At 64.7% G+C, this 21046-nt stretch carries 19 protein-coding genes; 10 read left to right on the top strand and 9 right to left on the bottom strand.

Annotated features, from left to right (window positions below; translation table 11 throughout):
* Positions 1 to 166 precede the first annotated feature (166 nt).
* From opgC to M1D93_RS18465, 4 genes are all read left to right on the top strand, one after another.
* Positions 167 to 2590, top strand: a complete 2424-nt coding sequence (gene opgC, locus M1D93_RS18480; protein ID WP_461175066.1) for an OpgC domain-containing protein — start codon at positions 167 to 169, stop codon at positions 2588 to 2590.
* 143 nt (positions 2591 to 2733) lie between these two features.
* Positions 2734 to 2919: a twin-arginine translocation signal domain-containing protein gene (locus tag M1D93_RS18475; protein WP_461172905.1), complete on the top strand. Its 186-nt coding sequence runs from the start codon at positions 2734 to 2736 to the stop codon at positions 2917 to 2919.
* On the top strand, positions 2895 to 4337 hold the full coding sequence (locus M1D93_RS18470; RefSeq protein ID WP_461172904.1) for a flavin monoamine oxidase family protein: 1443 nt from the start codon (positions 2895 to 2897) through the stop codon (positions 4335 to 4337). The genes M1D93_RS18475 and M1D93_RS18470 overlap by 25 nt, the downstream gene beginning before the upstream one ends.
* Positions 4334 to 5059, top strand: a complete 726-nt coding sequence (locus M1D93_RS18465) for a Rid family hydrolase (RefSeq protein WP_461172903.1) — start codon at positions 4334 to 4336, stop codon at positions 5057 to 5059. Before M1D93_RS18470 ends, M1D93_RS18465 begins: the two co-directional genes overlap by 4 nt.
* Positions 5060 to 5121: 62 nt before the next feature.
* Here M1D93_RS18465 and M1D93_RS18460 read toward each other — a convergent pair whose 3' ends face one another.
* Positions 5122 to 5376: a hypothetical protein gene (locus M1D93_RS18460; protein ID WP_461172902.1), complete on the bottom strand. Its 255-nt coding sequence runs from the start codon at positions 5374 to 5376 to the stop codon at positions 5122 to 5124.
* A 233-nt stretch (positions 5377 to 5609) separates the two neighbouring features.
* Between M1D93_RS18460 and M1D93_RS18455 the strand changes: the two genes are divergently transcribed.
* Positions 5610 to 6320 carry a TetR/AcrR family transcriptional regulator C-terminal domain-containing protein gene (locus tag M1D93_RS18455; protein WP_461172901.1) on the top strand — a complete coding sequence of 237 codons (711 nt, stop codon included), beginning with the start codon at positions 5610 to 5612 and terminating at the stop codon, positions 6318 to 6320.
* A gap of 21 nt (positions 6321 to 6341) precedes the next feature.
* On the opposite strand, the gene M1D93_RS18450 is transcribed toward M1D93_RS18455, so the two are convergent.
* Positions 6342 to 6806, bottom strand: coding sequence for a pyridoxamine 5'-phosphate oxidase family protein (locus M1D93_RS18450; protein ID WP_461172900.1), 465 nt, complete (start codon positions 6804 to 6806; stop codon positions 6342 to 6344).
* 57 nt (positions 6807 to 6863) lie between these two features.
* Positions 6864 to 7793, bottom strand: a complete 930-nt coding sequence (locus M1D93_RS18445) for an aminodeoxychorismate lyase (RefSeq protein WP_461172899.1) — start codon at positions 7791 to 7793, stop codon at positions 6864 to 6866.
* 99 nt (positions 7794 to 7892) lie between these two features.
* Here M1D93_RS18445 and cls point away from each other — a divergent pair, with 99 nt between their 5' ends.
* A complete protein-coding gene (gene cls / locus M1D93_RS18440) occupies positions 7893 to 9365 on the top strand; it encodes a cardiolipin synthase (protein WP_461175065.1) in 1473 nt (490 codons plus the stop codon).
* A gap of 12 nt (positions 9366 to 9377) precedes the next feature.
* On the opposite strand, the gene pabB is transcribed toward cls, so the two are convergent.
* The 5 genes from pabB to M1D93_RS18415 all read right to left on the bottom strand — a co-directional run bounded on the left by pabB (position 9378) and on the right by M1D93_RS18415 (position 14303).
* Positions 9378 to 11462 carry an aminodeoxychorismate synthase component I gene (pabB, locus tag M1D93_RS18435; protein ID WP_461172898.1) on the bottom strand — a complete coding sequence of 695 codons (2085 nt, stop codon included), beginning with the start codon at positions 11460 to 11462 and terminating at the stop codon, positions 9378 to 9380.
* A 33-nt stretch (positions 11463 to 11495) separates the two neighbouring features.
* Positions 11496 to 12029, bottom strand: a complete 534-nt coding sequence (locus tag M1D93_RS18430) for a low molecular weight protein-tyrosine-phosphatase (protein WP_461172897.1) — start codon at positions 12027 to 12029, stop codon at positions 11496 to 11498.
* Positions 12030 to 12156: 127 nt separating this feature from the next.
* Positions 12157 to 12780, bottom strand: coding sequence for a LysE family transporter (locus M1D93_RS18425; protein WP_461172896.1), 624 nt, complete (start codon positions 12778 to 12780; stop codon positions 12157 to 12159).
* Between the two features lie 177 nt (positions 12781 to 12957).
* A complete protein-coding gene (locus tag M1D93_RS18420; RefSeq protein ID WP_461172895.1) occupies positions 12958 to 13776 on the bottom strand; it encodes a methyltransferase domain-containing protein in 819 nt (272 codons plus the stop codon).
* Positions 13777 to 13796: 20 nt separating this feature from the next.
* Positions 13797 to 14303: a MarR family winged helix-turn-helix transcriptional regulator gene (locus M1D93_RS18415; RefSeq protein ID WP_461175064.1), complete on the bottom strand. Its 507-nt coding sequence runs from the start codon at positions 14301 to 14303 to the stop codon at positions 13797 to 13799.
* 233 nt (positions 14304 to 14536) lie between these two features.
* Here M1D93_RS18415 and M1D93_RS18410 point away from each other — a divergent pair, with 233 nt between their 5' ends.
* Complete coding sequence (locus M1D93_RS18410) at positions 14537 to 16759, top strand: MMPL family transporter (protein ID WP_461172894.1); 2223 nt, start codon at positions 14537 to 14539, stop codon at positions 16757 to 16759.
* On the opposite strand, the gene M1D93_RS18405 is transcribed toward M1D93_RS18410, so the two are convergent.
* A complete protein-coding gene (locus M1D93_RS18405; protein WP_461172893.1) occupies positions 16756 to 17685 on the bottom strand; it encodes an NAD-dependent epimerase/dehydratase family protein in 930 nt (309 codons plus the stop codon). The genes M1D93_RS18410 and M1D93_RS18405 overlap by 4 nt on opposite strands.
* A 125-nt stretch (positions 17686 to 17810) precedes the next feature.
* On the opposite strand from M1D93_RS18405, the gene M1D93_RS18400 reads away from it, so the two are divergent.
* The 3 genes from M1D93_RS18400 to dnaK all read left to right on the top strand — a co-directional run bounded on the left by M1D93_RS18400 (position 17811) and on the right by dnaK (position 21044).
* Complete coding sequence (locus tag M1D93_RS18400) at positions 17811 to 18548, top strand: TetR/AcrR family transcriptional regulator (protein WP_461172892.1); 738 nt, start codon at positions 17811 to 17813, stop codon at positions 18546 to 18548.
* Between the two features lie 80 nt (positions 18549 to 18628).
* Positions 18629 to 18925 carry a hypothetical protein gene (locus tag M1D93_RS18395; RefSeq protein WP_461172891.1) on the top strand — a complete coding sequence of 99 codons (297 nt, stop codon included), beginning with the start codon at positions 18629 to 18631 and terminating at the stop codon, positions 18923 to 18925.
* 241 nt (positions 18926 to 19166) lie between these two features.
* Positions 19167 to 21044: a molecular chaperone DnaK gene (dnaK, locus tag M1D93_RS18390; RefSeq protein WP_461172890.1), complete on the top strand. Its 1878-nt coding sequence runs from the start codon at positions 19167 to 19169 to the stop codon at positions 21042 to 21044.
* Positions 21045 to 21046 lie beyond the last annotated feature (2 nt).

The raw sequence follows: 21046 nt of genomic DNA, 5'->3' as shown, positions 1-21046 counted from the left end.
GGCATCACCGCAGGTGGGCACGCTTTTCTTGCCCTTTCACGGACGGACCGCCGGATAAAGTTTCCTAGGGGCATTGCCTCATCATTGGAACCATCACCTGGGGGTCCCCATCAGCACGCGAACTGCCACGCCACAACACCGTACGGGTCCGTCTCAAGTACCCCGGCTGCGCGTGGCTGGGGCTGTCCTTGCCACACTGCTGATTGCCCTCGTGGCTGTGGTGCTGCCCGCGGGGTCGGCCCAGGCCGCGAGGAGCTTTCCGGAAGAGGGAAAGCCCCTGCTGGGCGCCCTTCTGGAATGGGGCGAGGACACCGCTGCCGGTTTCGCCGAGCGGCTGGGTGCCTCGCCGGCTGTTTTTGGCCACGACATAGCCTTTCCGTACCGCTCATCCGAGCAAAACGATATCGAGGGCTTCCTGGAACAGTCCTCGCTGCAGGGTGCCCACGCGATGCTCACCGTGAAGCCAACGGTGCCGCTGGACCAGGTCGACGCCGCGGCTGCGAAGTCCTTCGCCGAAAGGGTGTTGGAGCTTGCATCCAGCTTTAAGGGACAGCTGTTGATCCGGTTTGCTCCGGACATGAATGCAAGCTGGGTGGAGTGGGGACAGCAACCAGCCACTTACCGCTCTGCCTTCCAGACGGTCACTGCCGCCTTCCGGGAGGCCGGAGGCGGCGGCCGGACGCTTATGGTGTGGCAGCCCTATTTGGGCAAGGACTATCCCTTCGACCGGAACCGGAACGCACCCGCCCCGGGAAGCGACGGTTTCGCCCTGCTCGATACCAACGGCGACGGCGCCTGGAACGGGTCGGACGCGGCCTACGAACCCTACTATCCAGGGGATGAAGCGGTCGATTGGGTGGGGCTTACTGCCTTCCACGACGACACCGCCGGCGGTGCTGCCGTCAATACCGTCCCCCGTGCGGGCGAACTGCGGGAGATGCTCACGGGCTCCGGGGGTGAAAACTTTTACGCCACCTATTCCGGCGGACCTGACAAGCCTTTCCTCCTGCAGACCGCCGCTTTCTACAGCCCGGCCTCCGGCGGCGCATCGGAATCCGACGTCAAGGTGGCCTGGTGGGACCAGGTGGTTGGGACCGCCACTGCCGCTGAATTCCGGATGACAGGGGCTGTGGTGTGGGATGAGCGCACAAGCACCAGGGACACCGGGGTGGCGAGCATCGACTGGCTGCTCAGCGGAAACCCCGCCATTGCCCAGGCAGCCGTCGGCAGGCTGGAATCGTCCCCCATCGTCACAGGGCCGGTCACGGAAGTCAGCACAGGCACCGGGTACGTCCGTGCCAACACCCTCACCGGAGCCGCCGCCTGGACAGTAGGGGCGGCGCTTCTTATCCTCCTGGTTGCCCTGTGGCAGATCCCCGGCAGGGTCAATGCTGCGACAGCCTGGCAGTACAGGGATCCTTCCAGCAGGGACTCACGCGTGGACATGCTCCGCGGCCTGGCCATCGTGTTCGTTGTGGTCAACCACTTGGGCATGACCTCGCTGTTCCAGCTGCTCACGCAGGAAGCGGTGGGCTTCGTTTCGGGCGCCGAGCTGTTCGTTCTTTTCTCCGGCCTGGTAGTCGGCATGGTGTACGGGCCCAGAGCGAAGGATGACTTCGGAAAGGTGGTCGACCTTACCTCCCGGCGGGCGGGCAAGCTCTACCTGACGGCCCTGATAGTGCTTATTGGCGTCTTCCTGATGTCCTTGCTGCCAATATTCCGGACCGATGCCCTCACCACCTTCGTGGACCAGGGGACGGGCGGGGCAGGGCACGACGGCGCCGGCCGTACCTATGACCTGTATGCGGGGATGGAGTCCCTGTTCCAGTTCCCTGTGCCGCCGCAGGTGCTTCCTGCCATCCTGCTGCTGCAGTTCGGACCCTGGCAATTCAACGTGATGGGGCTTTACGTGGTGCTGCTCCTTGCCAGCCCGCTGCTCCTGGCTGCCCTTAACCGCGGCAAGGCAACGTGGGTGCTGGCCGGCACTTTGGTGGTTTACGGCGTGGGAGCGGCAACGCGGGTCCGGATCCTGCCGTCGCAGTTCGAGGACTCGTTCCCGCTGCTCGTGTGGCAGGTCCTGTTCGTCATCGGCCTCGTGGCGGGGTACCACCGGCACCGCGTCGTTGCATGGCTGGCCGGCCATGCCTGGGTGGTGGCCGCGTGCACAGTGGCCGCGTTCGTCTTCGCTTTCTTGTCCTGGGGCAACCCCTACCTGGCCAACGGCTTCGATCTGCGGCTCGCGATTGTTCCGGATGCGGCGTACCGGAACATGTACGACCTTTTCTTTGGCCGCACGTATCTGGCACCGGGCCGGCTGCTCAATGTCCTGGTCCTGGTGGTGGCTGCGTATGCCTTCCTTACCGCGTACTGGAAGCCGGTGCAGCGGGCCCTGGGCTGGTTCCTGATCCCCCTGGGCCGCGCCACCCTCTACGTGTTCATCATGCACGTGGTCCTGATTGCCGTGGTGGCCAACATTCCGGCGCTGCAGCAGGAGAACGTGCTGCTCAACACTGCCGCCTACGCCGTGGTGCTGGGGCTCCTCTGGGTCATGGTGCGGACCAAATTCCTCTTCCGCATCATTCCCACGTAGGGCATCAGCTGGAGTTGCCTGCGACCGGCGGGAAGCGTTTACTTCGCTGAAATCTGAACGCCATAACACCGACATTGTCACAGCATTTGACGAAACAATTCCCCCATACGCTCACCTCGTAACACTCCGGTGAAAGGGAAAAAATGACAGATGCGACTCGCAGGAACTTCCTCCGCTACGTGGGCATGGTGGGGGGAGCCGGGGTGATGTACGAGACCATGGCGGCGATGGGCCTGGCTCCAGATACCGCTGCCCCTGCCTACGCTGCCCCCGGGCAAACGACCTGCAGGGCAAGGGTAAGAGCGTGGTCATTTTGGGTGGCGGCATAGCAGGACTGACCACGGCTTATGAGCTGGGTAAGGCCGGTTACAAAGTCACTATCCTTGAGGCCCGGATGCGCCCCGGCGGACGTAACTGGACTGTTCGTGGCGGTACGGAGGAAACAGACCTCCGCGGAGTTACCCAGCGCGCCGCATTCTCGAAGGACCAGTACATGAATGCCGGCCCCGGCCGCATTCCCCAGCACCACATCACCCTGGACTACTGCAAGGAACTGGGGGTGGCGATTGAGCCGTTCACCAACCAGAACGCTGACGGTTATCTGTTCCGGGAGGGCAACACCAAGCTTTCCAACACGCCTGTCCGCCACCGTGCCGCGAAAGCGGACGTCTACGGTTATGTTTCAGAACTCCTCGCCAAAGCCACGGACCAGGGTGCCCTGGACAGCTACATGACCGCAGCGGACAAGGAGAACCTGATCACCTTCCTGCGGAACTTCGGGGCCATCGGTGCGAAAGTTCCCGGTGACGCGGCGGCAAGCTTCAAGTACACCGGCACGGGCCGCAAGGGCTACTCGGTGGCACCGGGCGCCGGGCTGGAAGCGGGAACACCCCTGGCGCCGGATGCCCTTTCGGATGTTTTTGCCAGTGGCGTCGGCAACTACTTCTCCTTCGAATTCGGCTGGGACCAGGCCATGATGATGTTCCAGCCCGTGGGCGGCATGGACCGCATCCCGTATGCGTTCGAAGCCGCCATTGGCAAGGACAAGTTCGTTTACGGGGCCCAGGTCCTGTCCATGAACAACACCGCCGCCGGCGTAGCGGTGGAGTACACCAACCCGGGCGGCCAGGCCAAAAAGATCGAAGCGGACTTTGCCGTCTGCACCCTGCCGCCGCACATCGCCGCCAAGATTCCGGGCAACCTTCCGACGGACGTGCTGGACGCCCTCAAATTCGCCAGCCCCACGGACGCCGGCAAGATCGGCATCGAATACTCCCGCCGCTGGTGGGAGGAAGACCATCGCATCTTCGGCGGCATCACCAACACCAATATCGATCTGGGCAACATGTGGTACCCGTCCACCGGCTTCCACGGGCAGCGCGGCACCATGGTCGGGTACTACAACACCGGCGCCAGCGCCCGCGTGTACAAGGAACTCAGCCCGGAGAAGCGCCTGAGCCGTGCCCTTGACCAGGGTGCCAGGATCCACGGCGACGTTTACCGCAAGGACGTAGCGGCGTCGTTCTCGGTTGACTGGGGGACCACCGCCTTTTCCGAAGGAGCCTGGGTGGGCTGGCCGTCCCAGACGGACGCCAAGTACGCCAAGCTGCTGGAACCTTCCGGCAACATCTACTTCGCCGGCGACCACCTGAGCCACGCCATCGCCTGGCAGCACGGCGCCATGACCTCCGCCCGGGCGGCCGTCACCGCCCTGCACACCAAAGCGGCAGCAATGGTGGCCGGATGAACCCCGTCACCGCTCCCGCCATCACCCAAGCCAAGAGCCGAAAGAAGCCCATGCTCCGTCGCAGACTCTCCCTCATCGCCGCCGGAATTGCCGGTATCAGCCTCACCGCTACCGCAGCCTTCGCCGCACCGGCAGTCTTCAAGGACCTCACCGATCCCAAGCCCGGCACCACGGTTTCCAACCTGCCGGCGGGACAGGACAATCCAATGATTGCCAGCGGGGTGGCCATCGGTGCGAACACCCCCATCTACAAGACCAGCGGCCTGGGACCCTCCGCGCTCAATGCCGCTGCCACTGCAGGAAGTGAGCAGCGCTACATAGACACGTCAGTCTTTCCCGGCGGGGTCCTGCCGCCGGGTGTCACCATCACCGAGGCGCAGGGAATCAACGTCCTCCGCAGGATCGGTGAGAACCTGGCCCAGGCGGGATTGGATTACGACGACGTCATCACCATGCGCGTGTTCCTTCAGAACCCCGCCGGTGCGGAGAAGGCCGACTTCGACGGCTGGAACCGTGCCTACCGGCAGTACTTCGCCAACACCAGCCTGTCCGACGGTTCCGCTGTCAAGGTTCCCTTGGGCTCGGCTGCGCCCGCCGAACCGTTCGTCACCAATCCTGCCCGGCCGTCACGATTTGCCCTCGAGATCGAGAACCTGCCGGTGAACGGCTGGCTCGTCGAGGTGGAGGTGGACGCCGCTTACCCGGCCCCCGGAGGCAAATAGCAAAAGGCGTGTACCGCGGCCCTGGTGGGCTGCGGTACACGCCTTTTCTCAGTTCCCGGCTTTTAGACGAGCCCGGGGTAACTCGACAGGATGTAGTCGGCGGCGGCCGGCCCCTTCATTCTCAGGCCGTTGCGGCCCGGGGTGATCCGATGCTTCATGGCGTCCCAAAAGGCGGACTCCCGGCCCGGCGCCTGCTGGTTGATAAAGCACCAGCTGGTGTACAGCCCGTAAAGGCGGTCATCGTCGAGGCTGTGGTCATAGGCCCGGTCCAGCTGGGTGGCTTCCTGGAGGAAAATGTCGAACTGCGAATGTGCCATGACGGCGTCCCTTCGCTACGTGCGTGGTTGCCGCCGTTCGGCTACAGCAGCGTTAACATCCCAGCCGTGCACAAGGCCGTGGTGTTTTGATCGGTTCCTGGGCGAATAGATGTATTCAAGGCGGCGTTAACACCTCATCTACAATGTAGACTTTAGCCGTAGACTACCAATACGGCAAGCGTCTGGAATTACCTCTGGGCAGGGCTTGCTGCCAGCTCCAGATTGGAAAACCGATGTCCTCGCCCAAAAGCCCAGGCACCAAAGGCCCCGACCGCAAAGCCAAGCTGAGCCGTGACGTGGTGCTCACCAAAGCTCTGGAAGTAGTGGACGCGGAAGGTCTTGAGGCGCTTACCATGCGGCGCCTGGGGCAGGAGCTGGAGCGGGATCCCATGAGCCTGTACCGCTATGCGGAGAACCGGGCGGCACTACTGGATGGCGTCTCGGAGCTGGTGCTCAACGAGCTGCCCATCCACCCCGAGGACCCCGACTGGAAATCCCAGCTCCGGCATATCGCGCACAACCTGCGGCGGCTGGCGCTGCTGCACCCAAATGTCGTGCCGCTGTTGGTGACCAGGCCACTTTCCACGCCACTGGGGTTGAGGCCCCTGGGCACCCTGCGCCCCCTAGAGCAGATCCTTTCCCTGCTCATTGGCGCCGGGTTCAGCCCTGCCGATGCCCTCCACGTCTACCGGGCCTACTACGGATTCCTCTATGGCCACATCTTGAATGAGCTGCAGGAATTCGTCGTGGACCCGGAAGAGAACGAGGTGCTGCTCCGGCTGGGGCTGCACCGGCTGCCATCGAAAGAGTTTCCCCGGCTCCGTGCCCTGGCTCCTGCGCTCGCCGACTATGATGGCGGGCGCGAACTGGACCAAGGCCTATCGATCCTCCTGACCGGTCTGGAAGCGCAACTGGCTCCGGCACCGCAGGCTACCCCGGTATAGGGGAAGGAGTGCCGCGGGCGGCTACTCGAAGGATGCCCGCCGGCGGTCAGCAGTGCGGGTATTCCAGATGTCCGGCGAGTTGACCTTGAAGCGGCGGCCGGTCATCGCCCGTGCCGACAACCTGATGTAGTGGGCTTTGTCACCCGGCTGCCAGGGTTCCAGGCCCAGCCCGTCCACGGCATCCTTGTCCGACTGGCCCTCGATGATCCCGGTGTCCCCGCGAACCACCACGCTCCAGGCCTCTTCGGCGTGTGGGTCATAGCCGTCGATTTCAAGTGCCGCCGGCCGTTCGGACTTGGCATTCCACAGCTTGGTGACACCGGCGGTCCGGAAGACGATGCTCCTGCGGTGCACCACATAGTTGACCGGGAAGATTTCGGGATGGCCGTCCACCACCAGGGCAAGGCGGCCCAGGGTGTCACCCTCCAGGAGGTCCCAGCACTCATCAAACGTCAGTTGCTCGGTTCTCTGTCCGTCAGAAGTCATGAACCATACCCTACGGCTCCTGCCGCGCGGGGAACATGGCCCGGGAGGTGAAAAATGCTACTCGATACCGGCGAACAACTCATTCAACTCCGCGGTCAGCTCCTTCTGCACCGAGGGCATGCCCACCTCTTTGCCGTCAATGCGGTTCACCGGTGCAAGCATCCGCACGCTCGAAATCAGCCAGACCGCGTCGGCATCCAGCAGGTCCTGGGGCTCCAGCGGGCCGTACCCCAGTTCCCAGCCGGCGGCTTTGGCCGCAGCGAACAATGCACCCTGGGAGGTGCCTGCCAGGATGCCGCTGTCCAGCTGCGGCGTGACCAGGCGCTTGACTGAAGCGCCGCCGTCGGACGTTTCGACATGTGCCATCAGGACGGTGGACGTCGGGCCTTCCAGGACGCGGCCGTCGGAGGAGATGAAGATGACGTCGTCCGCACCCTGCTTGTGCGCGTGCCGCAAGGCGGCCATGTTAACGGCGTAGGAAAGCGTCTTTGCGCCCAGCAGCAGCCACGGGGCGCGCTCGGCCACGTCGCTGTCGTAGCCGCGGTCCAGGAGGATGACATCGATGCCGGCCTCGCGCTGGCGGCGTCCGGCGGCCCCGACAGGAGAAACCTGGACCCAGGAGGTGGGGGCTGAAGCGCCCTCCACACCGCGGGTCACCACGAGCTTGACCACCAGCTCGTTGGCAGACACGGAAACGGGGGGATGCTGGGAGCGGTGTTCGGTCACGGCGGTGGCTATGGCACGGCGCCACTCCTCCTCACTGGGAATGGCGAGGTCCAGCGCGTTTGCCGAACCGGCCAGGCGGTCCAGATGCGCCTGGATTTTCCGCACGCTGCCGTCAACTGCAAGCATGGTCTCGAAGATCCCGTCGCCCCGGGTGGCGCCTTGGTCCGTCACCAACAACTGCGGCTTGGACGCATCGGCCAGCCGGCCGTCCGGGAAGGAGGGGTCGAGGAATACGAGAACCACTGAAGCGGGAGAGGTCATGGCTCCAGCTTAGTGCGGCGCCCCGCCGGATAAGCTGGGCAGAGTGCCCCGGCTGGAACCCGTCCGCCGGTGGCCCATCTTCCGGGGGTTATTCACGTGTTGTGGCCATTTTCGCTTGCCGGTTCCGCGCCGACATGGATCGTGGTGCTGCTGGCCGTCGCGGACCTGGTGATCAGGGTGCTGGCGGTGGGCATCATTCCCGGCAACCGGCGGCCCACCACCGCGATGGCCTGGCTGCTGGGAATTTTTTTCGTCCCGTTTGTGGGCATTATCCTTTTCCTGCTGTTCGGCAACTTCCAGCTGTCGAAGCGGCGCCGGGAGCAGCAGCAGCTGGTCAACGAGAGGGTGCGCGCCGGGATCTCGTCCCTGGCTGACGTGGAGAGCGACTACCCGGGCCCGGAATGGGTGAGGTCGGCCGCGGAGTTGAACCGGCGGCTGGGTTCGCTTCCCATGGTGGACGACAACTCCGTGGACCTGATCCCCGGCTACCCGGACTCCATCCTGCAGATGACGGAAGCGGTGCGGAAGGCGAAGAAGTTCGTTAACGCCGAGTTCTACATCATGAGCACGGACCACATCACCAATGACCTGCTGACCGCTTTGGAAGAAGCTGCCGAGCGCGGAGTGGAGGTCCGGGTGTTGTTTGACCACATCGGCACCCTCCGGGTCAAGGGTTACAACAACCTTTTAAAACGGCTCAGGGCCGGAAAGATCCAGTGGAAGCGCATGCTCCCGCTCCTGCCCATCCATGGCCAGTGGCGGCGCCCCGACCTGCGGAACCACCGCAAGATTATGGTGATCGACGGTGAGATCGCCTTCACCGGCTCGCAGAACCTGATCGAGCCCTCCTACAACAATTCACGGCATCGCAGGGCCGGCCGGGAATGGGTGGAGCTGATGGCCCGCCTCCAAGGGCCGATCGTCACCACCTTGAACGTCGTCTTCGCCACCGATTGGTTGAGCGAAACCGACGAGTCCCTGGAACACCAGCTGCAGCTTCCTACGAATCCGCATCCCGGTAATGTCACCGCCCAGGTGGTCCCCAGCGGCCCGGGGTTCATCACCGAAAACAACCTGCGGCTCTTCAATACCCTTATCTACTCCGCCCAGCATCGGATCTCCATCTGCAGCCCGTACTTCGTGCCGGACGATTCGCTGCTGTACGCCATCACCACAGCTGCCCAGCGCGGCGTGGACGTGGAGTTGTTCGTCTCCGAAAAGGGCGACCAGTTCCTGGTCCATCACGCCCAGCGCTCCTACTACGAGGCGCTGCTGGAGGCCGGCGTCCGGATCTACCTGTACAAAGCCCCGTTTGTGCTCCACGCCAAGCACTTCACCATCGACGACGAAGTGGCGGTCCTCGGCTCCAGCAATATGGATATGCGCTCCTTCTCGCTGAACCTGGAGGTGTCGGTGATGCTGCTGGGCGCAGACATCGTCACCAAGATGCGCGCCGTGGAAGACACCTACCGGGACATCTCGCACGAGCTCAAGTTGTCTGACTGGCTCAAACGGCCGCTGGCGGCGCGTTATGTGGACAACGTGGCCAGGCTGACGGCAACGGTTCAGTAAGCCAAGGAGACTTCAGTCCTCCGGGAACACGGCACCCAGCGTTGAGAGGACGCCGAAGGCCTTGGTCCGGATCTCCTCGTACTCCTCTCCCGGGTCGGAATCGGCAGTGATGGCGCCGCCGACGCCGAGCGACAGGTCCGCGGTTCCGTCAGCGCCCTCGCTGATCACCAGCGTTCGGATGGCCACCGCCAGGTCCGTTGCACCGTTCAGCGAGAAGTAGCCGACGGCGCCGGAGTACAGCCCGCGTCCTTCGCCTTCCAGCCGGTCCAGGATTGCCATGGTGCTGATTTTCGGTGCGCCGGTCATGGAGCCGGCCGGGAAGCAGGCTGCCACAGCCTCTGCACGGGACGACCCGCGCCGCAGCTGCCCGTCAATCGTGCTCACCATCTGGTGCACAGTGGCATAGCTTTCGATGGCACAGAGCCTGCTCACGGTCACGGAGCCGGGAACTGCAAAATGGCTGAGGTCATTCCGCAGCAGGTCAACGATCATGATGTTTTCGGCGCGGTCCTTCAGGGACGTTTCAAGGTCGGAGCGCAGCCGGGCATCTTCGGCCGGATCGGAGGCACGGCGGCGGGTTCCCTTGATCGGCTCGGCACGCATGCCGCCGTCGGACGCTATCTTGAGGAAGCGCTCGGGCGAGGTGCTGGCCACCGTGAGGCCGCCGAACCGGAGGTAGCTGGCAAAAGGTGCGGGGTTCCTGCGCCGCAAGGCAAGGTACGCCTGCCACGGGTCCAGCTCTGCGGCCGGAACCTTGGCCGAGAGGGTGGTGGTCAAACACACCTCATAGGTGTTTCCTTCGGCGATTTCGTGCTGCGCTGCGGTGATTTTTGCCTTGTAGGCGTCGCTGGTATCGCGGCTCCGGAAAGCTGACGCCTGCGAAAGGACGACGCCGTTGCTGCCGCCGGCGCTGGCAGCGCGATTGGTTCCGGCAGCCGGAGCGGAAGCAGTTTCGACGGCGTCCCGCGCGTCCCTAAGCCACTCGTCCGCATCCGGAAGGTCCAGGGCCAGCAGCCAGGCAGTGCCTGCGGCGTGGTCCAGGACCACTGCCCGGGCGGCGAAGATCAAGGCCGTGTCCGGCGTGGATGCGGCAAGATCGGTTCCGCCGGTTTCCCGCTTGAGTTCGTAACCCAGGCAACCCAGCCAGCCCAGGGTGAATTCGCCCGGGTAGCCGTCCGGGGTGCGGACCGTTGCGCCTCCCCATACGGTGTCCAGCCAGCGGAAGAAGGGCCCTTCGATGGTGGCTGTGGCGCAGCCCGCGCGGATCAGGCTGCTGCCGGAGCGGTGCGTCACGCACTGGCCGGACAACCCGCCGTCGTCCGCCATGATGCTGTAGCGGCTGCGCTCCGCAGCTGCGGACCCGGACTGCTGCGGCGGTGTCCCGGCAGCACCGGTGTTGGAGGAGTCCAGCCAGACGGCGTTCGATGAGCTGCCATAGAGGGCGTCGAACAGCGCGGTGGCTTCCGGGCGCCGGTTGAGGCGTTCCGCGCGAAGGCTCAAGCCGCGGCGGGCGGACAGTTCGGGGGACAGGGTGGCAGCCAGCGACGGAAGAAAGGGCAGGAGCTGCAGTACGTCGGCGGGGGCGCGGTCGTCTGCGCGGTTCAGCACGCGGACATCAGCATAGGCGGGGACGTCGTCGCCGAGCAGCCATTCCTCTTCCTGCGCCGCCCATTGGTCCCAGTACGGTTCGTACGTTCCGCCGTCGCGGTCCAGGGCGCGGCTCCGGCGTACGTCCTCGGGCGAGTCCGCCCAGATGACGGCACTGAGGAAGGGGCGGGCAGCGGCAGCAGCGGATCCCACACCTTCAACGATGACAATCTCGGCGGGCAGCGTGACGCGGGCATCGCCATCGTAGTGTTTTTCCCAGTCCCAGCTGACCCAGGCAGCCGCCTCGCCCCGGCTCAAGGGTGCCAGCACGGTGGAGACGTAGCGGTCCACGCCGGCCATCAGCCCGTTCCAGCCCGGGTAGATGTCCTCGAGGTGGAACAGCGAGACCTTGTGGTGGGCGCGCAGCCGTGCCGCCAGTTCAACGGCGAGCGTTGTTTTTCCTGCGCCTGAGCGCCCGTCGACGGCGATGATGACGGGGGCAGGGCTCATGGTTTAGAGCGTACCTTTATCCCTGCAGGGCTTTCATCCGCGCTGGAGCTGGGCGTCCTGGAGAACAGCCCCTTTGAGGTAGCCCACCAGCCCGGGCAGCGCGGCATGGATCTGGTGCCAGACGGCGTCGAAGTCTGCGTGCCCGCCGTACCAGGGGTCCTCGATGCCCTGGTCCAGCAGGTCCTTTTCTGCCAGCCGGGGATCAAAGCTCCGGAGCATGCGGATCTTGTTCCTGGACTCATCGTCAGGGGCGGACTCACTCAGCCACGCGTAGTGGTCGATGTCGAGTGCCAGGATCAGGTCCCGTTCACGGAACCAGGCCGGTTGCCACTGCCGGGCGACGTGCTTGCCCGAGATGAGCTTCGTGGCACCCAAACGCCGTGCGGCCCGCGGGTCTATCGGGCGGCCTGCCTCATACCCTGTGGTGCCCGCGGAGTCCACGGTTATCAGGCTCTCCAGCCCCTCGCGTTCGAGCGCTGCGGCGAGCATCAGCTCGGCCATGGGGGACCGGCAGATGTTCCCGGTGCAGACGGCGATTACTCGGTATGGGCTCGACGTTGAGTTCATTTACTAAGCATGCGTGCTAATGGCCATGTTGGCTAGCGGTAGGTTCACAAAGGTTGACCGATTTGTAAAGAATGTGTGCGGGGCCGTCACATGACGTGATGGGAACTCCCGAAACGCCTAAGGCTGGTCAGTGGAGGAAGGCCAGCAGGATGCCCACGGCCACAAACAAGAGGCCAAATGAGCGGTTAAGGACCAGTTGGCCGCGGGCACTGTGGGTAAAGCGTTCAAAAGACCTCGCCGCGGCTGCAAAGAAGAACCACATCACCAGGATGTCGATGGCGACGACTGTTGCGGTCAGCACTGCGTACTGGGCCAGGAGGGGCTGGTCCGGCTGGATGAACTGGGGCATAAACGCGAGGAAGAAGACAATTGCCTTGGGATTCAGCAGGTTCACCCATAGTCCGCGCCGGAAGATGGACCGCGCTGGCTCGTTCCCCAGGCCGGCAACCTTCTCTTGGCCAAGGTCCGGCTTGCTGAGGAACTGCCTGATACCCAGATAGACAAGATATGCGGCTCCGGCATAGCGGATGACGTTGAAGGCCACTGGCGAACTCGCGACCAGTACGCCCACACCCAGTGCCACAACCACGATGTGCACCACCAGTGCTGCCTGCTGTCCCAAGATGCCCCAGATGGAGCGGCGGAAACCGGCGGTTAAGGAGTTGCTCATGGTGTTGATGGCTCCGGCGCCGGGCGTGAAACTGATGAAGGCGCCGGCGCCCGCCAGGGCGAGCCAAAGGGAGAATTGCACCAGCCAAGTTTAGTGGCAGTTCCCACCAAAGGGTCGCCACAGGTCCGAAAGCCTGCAGGTCGTCATCCGCGGTGATGAGGGTGAAACCTCCACCATCGCCTGGGCAGCGAGCATGCGGTCAAAGGGGTCCTTATGGTCCCAGTCCATGTGGAGACCAGTGGCCCTAAAGGATCGTCCCTAGGCCCGGGCGATGACCTCGCCGTTGGGGATCAGGAACCAGCCGTCGTCGGTGGATCCCCAGCGGTGCCAGCCCGCGGAGATCCTGGCGAGGTCGGCGGGGTTGGCGAAGCCATACTCCAGTGCCTGCTCTGCGAAAGCGGAGTGCAGCACGCGTTCACCCCACACGCGGGCCTGCCAGCGGCGCTGCTGCCCCGTCGCGTAGAGCCAGTTGCTGCTGGTGGGGGCGACGTCGGTGAAGCCGGCCGACTGTGCCCAGCTCACCAGCCGCCGGCCGGCGTCGGGCTCCGCCCCGTTCCTGCGCGCGATCCGCTGGTACAGCTCCATCCACTCGTCCAGTTCGGGGATGGCCGGGTACCAGCTCATGCCATGGAAATCGGCGTCACGAACCGCAACGATGCCGCCCGGCTTTGCCACTCTGCGCATCTCCCGCAGCGCCTCCACCGGGTCGGTGAGGTGTTGAAGCACCTGGTGGGCGTGCACGACGTCGAACGTCTCGTCTTCGAAGTCGAGGTCGTAGATGTTGCCCGCCACAAACTCAACGTTGGAAACTTCCCGCTCGACGGCGAGGGCTTTGGCTTGGGCGATGATGTCCGGTGATCTGTCCAGGCCGGTGACTTTTCCAGGGTTGACCAGGACCGCGAAATCGCAGGTGATACTGCCCGGGCCGCAGCCGACGTCGAGCACTTCAGAACCGGGCGCGAGGTGCGGCAGGACAAACGCCGCAGAGTTCTCGGCCGTCCTGGCGGCATGGGCGCGGACCACCGACTCGTGGTGGCCGTGCGTGTAGACGTCGTCTTCGGGCTGCTGCGCGCTCATAACCAAACGCTACCCCCAACCTAGTCGGGTGCGCTGGACGATTCTTCCCGCGCGGCCACCGTGGCTTCCACCATTGCCGTCATAAACCGGGTCACTGTTTCCAGTTCCGCCGGGCTGAATTCGGCCATGGCGCTGCCCATGTGGCGGGAGAGGGGAGCGAAGATGGCGCCGCCGTCCTGGTACGCCTTGGGCGTCATCCGGAGGTGCACCTGCCTTCGATCCGAGCTGTCCCGCTCGCGCACCACGTGTCCGGAGCTGTCCAGCCTGTCGATCAGGGCCGTGGTGGCAGGGGAACTGAGGTTCAGTTCCTTGCGGAGCAGCCCGGGCGTGACCGTGCCCCCGCTCGCGGTGTGGCGCATGATCACCGCCAGCGCATTCAGGTCGGTCCGGTGCATGTCCTTGCGCCCGCCGGCGCTGTCCACATAGCGGTTGGCTTCCAGCGTGAATTCCTGAAGGAGCCTCACTAGCGGGTGTGGCCCCTCGCCGGCTGGAGGGCCGGAGGCAGCGGAGGTCTTGTCGCCTGCCATGTCCTCCTCCAAGAATTTGTGCTCCATGCGGCAATTTCCGCGCCTGAGGCGCCGAAGGCGCCGCTGGACCGTACTGACGGATATTACTTCAGCCGCGCCAACCCCTCTTCATCGCTGCCTTTGCAGATCCTCATCGCGGCCTTTGCAGAAAAGCTAGGAAAGCACTTATCTCTATGATGGAGATACTCTAGTATGGAACTAATCCTACTCCCGTTCTCTGTTCGGAAGGCACCATGAAACCCCATCCCCACGCCAAGGAACGCGTTCCGTTCTGGCTGCGCTGGCTCCTCCCCGTAATCCTCGTGTTGACCTGGCTGGCGCTCGCGGGGATCGGCGGACCCACCTTCGGACGGCTTGAAGAGGTGTCTTCCAATGACCAGGCGTCCTTCCTGCCTGCCAGCGCCGAGGCCACGGCCGCGCAGGACTGGCAGGCGAAGTTCCGGGACTCTGATGAGGTTCCGGGTGTGATCGTCCTGGAGAGCGACGAGAGCCTCACCCCGGCCCGGCTGGGCGAGGTTGCGTCCCTGAAGACGGAGCTGGAGGGCCTGGAGTTGGGCAGTGCGGTGATTGGTCCCATTCCCTCGGAAGACGGCAAGGCAGTCCAGTTCATCGCCCCTATCGACTCGTCGATTGAAGTCAAAGACGCTGTCCAGGAGTTGCGGGACACTGTTGCCGAGGCAGCGCCCGAGGGAATGCGGACCTATGTGACGGGTCCTGCCGGTCTTGCGGCTGACCTGACAGCGGCCTTCGCCGGCATTGACGGCATCCTCCTTTTGGTGGCGCTGGCAGCGGTTTTCGTGATCCTGCTGATTGTCTACAGGTCCCTCCTGCTGCCCATCATGGTGCTCCTGACCTCCGTCTTCGCCTTGTGCGCGGCCATCCTGCTGGTCTTCGGCATGGCCAAGGCCGGTTGGATTCAGCTGAACGGCCAAAGCCAGGGCATCCTGTCCATCCTGGTGATCGGTGCCGCCACGGACTATGCGCTGCTGTTTGTGGCCAGGTTCCGCGAAGCCCTGACCCACACCGCCAACCGCACCGCCGCCGTGCTGACGGCGTGGAAGGCCTCCTTCGAGCCCATCCTCGCCTCCGGCGCCACCGTGATCATCGCGCTGCTGTGCCTGCTGTTCTCGGACCTGAACTCCAACAAGGCGCTGGGTCCCGTGGCAGCTGCCGGCATCCTCTGCTCCCTGTTCGCTGCCCTGACCCTGCTGCCCGCCCTGATGGCGCTCCTGGGGCGCGCGGCGTTCTGGCCCTTCCGCCCGAAACTTTCCCCCGCGGACCAGCGCGACCCGGAGCTCGTCACCGGTCTGGAAGGCCAGAAGGGGTTGTGGCGTGCCACCGGCTCACTGGTTTCGCGTCGGCCCCGCATGGTCTGGGTCGCGTCCGTCCTGCTTCTGCTGGCCGGTTCCGCCGGCGTCCTTCAGCTCAAGGCCAACGGGGTTCCGCAGACTGACGTTATCCTCACGGCGTCCAACGCCGTGGACGGCCAGGACGCACTGGCGCGCCATTTCGACGCCGGCAGCGGTAGCCCCGCCGTCGTGGTGGTGGATCAAGGCAAGGCGGAGGAAGTGCTGGACACCGTGAAAGCGGCCGACGGCGTGGGCGAGGCCTACCTGTTGGCGCAGGGTTCCGTGCCCATTACCGGAGCCCCCGGCGCCCCCAGCGCTCCGGACGTCCGCGACGGCAAGGTGCTGATCAATGCCACGTTGAACTCGGCCGCCGATTCGCTCCAAGCGGAGGACGCTGTGAAGGCCCTGCGTGCGGAGGTAAAGGCCGTGGACCCCGCCGCGCTGGTAGGAGGTGTGACCGCCACAGCGCTGGATACCAACACCACTGCCCAGCGGGACCTGGTGATCATCATCCCGGTGGTCCTGGTGGTCATCCTCTTTATCCTGATGCTGCTGCTTCGCTCCGTGGTTGCACCGGTCCTGCTGGTGCTCTCGGTGGTCCTCTCCTACGCGGCTGCCATGGGTGTCTCGGCGTTTGTGTTCAACAATGTCCTGGGTTTCCCCGGCGCGGACGCCACGGTGCCCCTGTTCGGCTTTGTATTCCTGGTGGCACTCGGCGTGGACTACAACATCTTCCTGATGAGCCGCGTGCGGGAGGAGTCCCTGAAGCATGGCACCCGCCCCGGCATTCTTCGCGGCCTTGGCGTCACCGGCGGTGTGATCACCTCCGCCGGTGTGGTGCTCGCTGCGACGTTTGCCGCCCTGGGTGTCATTCCCATCATGTTCCTGGTGCAGCTGGCATTCATCGTCGCTTTCGGGGTGCTGCTGGACACCGTCCTGGTGCGCTCGCTGCTGGTGCCCGCCCTGGCGTACGACATCGGTCCGCGGATCTGGTGGCCGGGGAAGCTGGGCCGTCCCGGGAAGGGCGCACCCGTGGAGCCCGGCGCCAACCCTGAAGACCCGGCCGGAACTGCCGAGCCCGGACGCCACTCCGCCGCCGTCCGCTAGTTCTGCCGCCGCCACCAGTCCACGGTGGCGGCAGCAGCCTCGGCGAGGGGCGTGGGGTGCACTCCGAGGGCTGCTTCACTGGCTGCAGAGTCCATCACAAACGGGCGCTCGAACTGGTACAGCATCTCCGCCAGCTCGCGGGCGTCGGCGGAAAACGGCTTTGCCGCCCGAAGCATCCACCCCGGAAGCACTCCGACCTTTGGCGTATCCGCGGCGGCCGCCCGGGCAATGGCGCCCGCCAGTTGCCGCTGGCTGAGGGCCGGGCCGGTGGGGGCATGCCACACCCGGTTCCAAGCCGACGGAGTCCGGGCGGCAGCAATCATGGCTGCCGCAAGGTCAGGAACGTAGGTAAAGGAATGCGGCTGGCTGGCGCTGCCCATCACCTGCAGGCGTTTTCCTGCCAGGATCGCCGGGACCATGCGCTCGCCGGCGTGCGCCATCCGGACGCGCGGGCCGTAAAAATCACTTGCGACCACGCTGACCGTTGGTGCCTTCGCTTCGGCACGCGCCTGGAGCAACTGTGTCCGGACACCGCGTTTGCCGCCCGTTGCCGTCCTTGGGCCGGCTTCAGTCATCAGCCGGTCCGGCTCGCTGTAGGCGTAGAGGCTTTCCGGGAATACGACGACGGCGCCGGCCTCGGCCGCTGCAGCCAGCACCGCCTGCTCCACGGCGGGCAGTTCCGCCCGCCAGGCTGAGGCCCTGTAGGCCGACCCGTGGATGCAGTGGAAGATCGCGCTTGCCCCCGCGAGGGCGGTGGACAGCTGCGCAGGATCCTTCGCATCGCCCACTATCCGCTCCACCTGGGGGTGCTCCGGCCCGCTGCCCGATCGCGTCAGGAGCCGCACCCGATGTCCCTGCCCGGCGAGTTGTTCGGCCACGGTCCAGCCCACCGGTCCCGCTCCGGTCACCACATACAGATTCGACATTTTTCCTCCTGGTTGGCCCTAATGAGAGCACTGCTCTCCCAATAAGAATCGACTCGCGCGCACTCAATGTCAAGAGCGGTGCTCTCTTTTGTTGCCGCTGCTCTTTCTTGTGCAATGCTGGAACCGTGACTGGACCGGATAAGGAAACAGTGAGGCAAGCGCCGCGCCAGCGGGCAAGGGCCCAGACGGTGGCGGACATCGTCCGCCTGGGCCGGAAGCACCTAGCTGTCCATGGGGCGGCCGCCCTTTCCCTGCGTGCCGTGGCCAGGGATCTGGGCGTGGTGTCCTCCGCCGTCTACCGCTACGTGGAGAGCCGCGACGAACTCCTGACGCTGCTGCTGATCGACGGGTATGAGGAGTTGGGTGACGTTGTTGATGCGGCGCTGGCAGCGGCTTCCGAAAGCGACCACCGGGGCCGCTTTCTCGCATTGGGCCGAGCCGTCAGAACGTGGGCGTTGCGGGAACCTGCCCGTTATGCCCTTCTTTTCGGCAGTCCGGTGCCAGGCTACGAGGCTCCCGCGGAGCGGACCACGGGCCCCGGCACCCGCGTCATCGTGGCTCTGGTAGGGATTCTCGACGCGGCCTCCCGGGCTGGCCGCCTGGCCGTCCCCGCGTCAGCAACAGTCGGCGTCCCGGCAGCCCTGGGCGCGGACCTTGCCGCCATTCGCTCAGCATTCAGGTTGGAGATGGCTGAAGAACTGGTGGCGAGGGGGGTTTTGGTGTGGAGCGCGCTCTTTGGCGCCGTGAGTTTCGAGGTCTTCAACCAATACGGACCAGACACATTTTCTGCTCCAGAGGAACTTTTCGACCACCACCTCAACGTCCTGGCGGAGGTTGCCGGCTTGGTGAGCGCGGCCGAATAAAAGCCCTGTTGGCGAAAACGCCTGCTGGATAGACTGCAAATGCGCCCGCATGGACGCGGAACTCAAAGGAGAGATGCACCATGAGTGAGAACCAGGAATCCGCAGCCGAGCAGCCCCGCAGGGGAAACAGCGCCCCCGGGCTGGAGGGCGAGGGTGGGCAGTACGTATCCGGTGACTACGGTGATGCCGGCACTGTAGGGGACCCTGCCGGGAACCTCGAAGAGGGTGAATACGAGGACGGCGACTACGGGGACGCCGGTACTGCCGGTACGGCGCATGAAACGGACAGCATCCGTGAGGGGCTTACCGACGGGCAGGTTAACACCACATCCGAGGAGCGGGGACCCCTTCACGGCGACCGGGACAGCGACAGATAGCGCCGTAAGGCCAGCAGCCCTGCAGCGCAGTTCTCCAGCAGCGAAACGGCGGGCCGTCGTCGTCTGCTGCTCAAGCCCAGCCTCCTGCGGAGCTCCAAGCCAAATCACAACTGCCTTGAACCAAGTTGAGCGTACTGCGCTCAACTTGGATTGACATCGCTGGCGCCCTGAGTAAAGTTGAGTGCAGAACGCTCAATCATCAGGGCGCCAGTAAGTTTCCAAGGAAAGAAGGAAGCAACACATGTCACGTGCAGTAGGTATCGACCTCGGAACCACCAACTCCGTCGTCTCCGTTCTCGAAGGTGGCGAGCCCACCGTTATTGCCAACGCCGAGGGTGGCCGCACCACGCCGTCGGTCGTTGCATTCTCCAAGTCCGGCGAGGTCCTGGTTGGCGAGATCGCCAAGCGCCAGGCCGTCAACAACATCGACCGCACCATCGCCTCCGTCAAGCGCCACATGGGTACTGGCTGGACCGTGGGCATCGACGAGAAGAAGTACACCCCGCAGGAAATTTCCGCGCGTATCCTCATGAAGCTGAAGAACGACGCCGAGTCCTACCTGGGTGAAAAGGTCACCGACGCTGTGATCACCGTTCCGGCGTACTTCAACGACGCCGAGCGCCAGGCCACCAAGGAAGCCGGCGAAATCGCGGGCCTGAACGTCCTCCGCATCGTCAACGAGCCCACCGCGGCCGCACTGGCCTACGGCCTGGACAAGGGCAAGGAAGACGAACTCATTTTGGTCTTCGACCTCGGCGGCGGTACCTTCGACGTCTCCCTGCTGGAAGTCGGCAAGGACGAAGACAACTTCTCCACCATCCAGGTCCGCGCCACCGCCGGTGACAACCGCCTGGGCGGCGACGACTGGGACCAGCGGGTGGTTGACTACCTGCTGAACCAGCTCAAGGTCAAGGGCATCGACCTGTCCAAGGACAAGATCGCCCTGCAGCGCCTCCGCGAAGCAGCCGAGCAGGCGAAGAAGGAACTGTCCTCCTCCACCAGCACCAACGTTTCCCTCCAGTACCTGTCCGTCACCCCTGACGGCCCGGTCCACCTGGACGAGCAGCTGACCCGCGCCAAGTTCCAGGACCTCACCAAGGACCTGCTGGAGCGCACCAAGAAGCCGTTCCACGACGTGATCAAGGAAGCCGGCATCAAGCTCTCCGACATCAACCACATCGTCCTGGTGGGTGGCTCCACCCGTATGCCCGCAGTCTCCGAGCTGGTGAAGGAACTCGCCGGCGGCAAGGAGCCGAACAAGGGCGTCAACCCGGATGAGGTTGTGGCCGTTGGCGCAGCCCTCCAGGCCGGCGTGCTGAAGGGTGAGCGCAAGGACGTCCTCCTGATTGACGTCACCCCGCTGTCCCTCGGCATCGAAACCAAGGGCGGCGTCATGACGCACCTGATCGAGCGCAACACCGCCATCCCCACCAAGCGGTCCGAGACCTTCACCACCGCTGATGACAACCAGCCGTCCGTGGCCATCCAGGTCTTCCAGGGCGAGCGCGAGTTCACCCGCGACAACAAGCCGCTGGGCACGTTCGAGCTGACCGGCATCGCCCCGGCCCCGCGCGGCGTCCCGCAGGTTGAGGTGACGTTCGACATCGACGCCAACGGCATCGTGCACGTCTCCGCCAAGGACAAGGGCACCGGCAAGGAACAGTCCATGACCATCACGGGCGGTTCCAGCCTCTCCAAGGAAGACATCGACCGCATGGTCAAGGATGCCGAGGAGCACGCAGCCGAGGACAAGGCACGCCGCGAGGCCACCGACACCCGCAACACGGCAGAGCAGCTCGCCTACTCCGTGGACAAGCTCATCGCCGACAACGCCGACAAGCTGCCCGAAGAGGTCAAGACCGAGGTCCAGACCGACGTCGACGACCTCAAGAAGGCCCTCGAAGGCACGGACGACGCCGCTGTAAAGGCCGCCTTCGAGAAGCTGCAGGCTTCCCAGGGCAAGCTGGGCGAGGCCATCTACGCCCAGGCCGGTTCCCCCAACGGCGCCACCGGTGCCGCAGGTGCTGAAGGTGCCGCCGGTGCCGCGGGCGGCGAGAAGGCTGCTGACGAGGACATCGTCGACGCCGAGATCATCGACGAAGACGAAGCGAAGAAGTAGCC

The sequence above is a fragment of the Arthrobacter sp. Z1-9 genome (assembly GCF_054792695.1).
This window is presented reverse-complemented; position numbering and strand designations above follow the sequence as displayed.

What these genes read in the sequence shown, in the direction of transcription:
- dnaK (WP_461172890.1), top strand. Translation starts at nt 19,167, where the DNA reads ATGTCACGTGCAGTAGGTATCGACCTCGGAACCACCAACTCCGTCGTC.
- M1D93_RS18410 (WP_461172894.1), top strand. Translation starts at nt 14,537, where the DNA reads ATGAAACCCCATCCCCACGCCAAGGAACGCGTTCCGTTCTGGCTGCGC.
- M1D93_RS18445 (WP_461172899.1), bottom strand. Translation starts at nt 7,793, where the DNA reads ATGACCTCTCCCGCTTCAGTGGTTCTCGTATTCCTCGACCCCTCCTTC.
- M1D93_RS18460 (WP_461172902.1), bottom strand. Translation starts at nt 5,376, where the DNA reads ATGGCACATTCGCAGTTCGACATTTTCCTCCAGGAAGCCACCCAGCTG.
- M1D93_RS18465 (WP_461172903.1), top strand. Translation starts at nt 4,334, where the DNA reads ATGAACCCCGTCACCGCTCCCGCCATCACCCAAGCCAAGAGCCGAAAG.
- M1D93_RS18395 (WP_461172891.1), top strand. Translation starts at nt 18,629, where the DNA reads ATGAGTGAGAACCAGGAATCCGCAGCCGAGCAGCCCCGCAGGGGAAAC.
- pabB (WP_461172898.1), bottom strand. Translation starts at nt 11,462, where the DNA reads ATGAGCCCTGCCCCCGTCATCATCGCCGTCGACGGGCGCTCAGGCGCA.
- M1D93_RS18405 (WP_461172893.1), bottom strand. Translation starts at nt 17,685, where the DNA reads ATGTCGAATCTGTATGTGGTGACCGGAGCGGGACCGGTGGGCTGGACC.
- M1D93_RS18430 (WP_461172897.1), bottom strand. Translation starts at nt 12,029, where the DNA reads ATGAACTCAACGTCGAGCCCATACCGAGTAATCGCCGTCTGCACCGGG.
- M1D93_RS18420 (WP_461172895.1), bottom strand. Translation starts at nt 13,776, where the DNA reads ATGAGCGCGCAGCAGCCCGAAGACGACGTCTACACGCACGGCCACCAC.
- M1D93_RS18450 (WP_461172900.1), bottom strand. Translation starts at nt 6,806, where the DNA reads ATGACTTCTGACGGACAGAGAACCGAGCAACTGACGTTTGATGAGTGC.
- M1D93_RS18475 (WP_461172905.1), top strand. Translation starts at nt 2,734, where the DNA reads ATGACAGATGCGACTCGCAGGAACTTCCTCCGCTACGTGGGCATGGTG.
- M1D93_RS18455 (WP_461172901.1), top strand. Translation starts at nt 5,610, where the DNA reads ATGTCCTCGCCCAAAAGCCCAGGCACCAAAGGCCCCGACCGCAAAGCC.
- M1D93_RS18415 (WP_461175064.1), bottom strand. Translation starts at nt 14,303, where the DNA reads ATGGCAGGCGACAAGACCTCCGCTGCCTCCGGCCCTCCAGCCGGCGAG.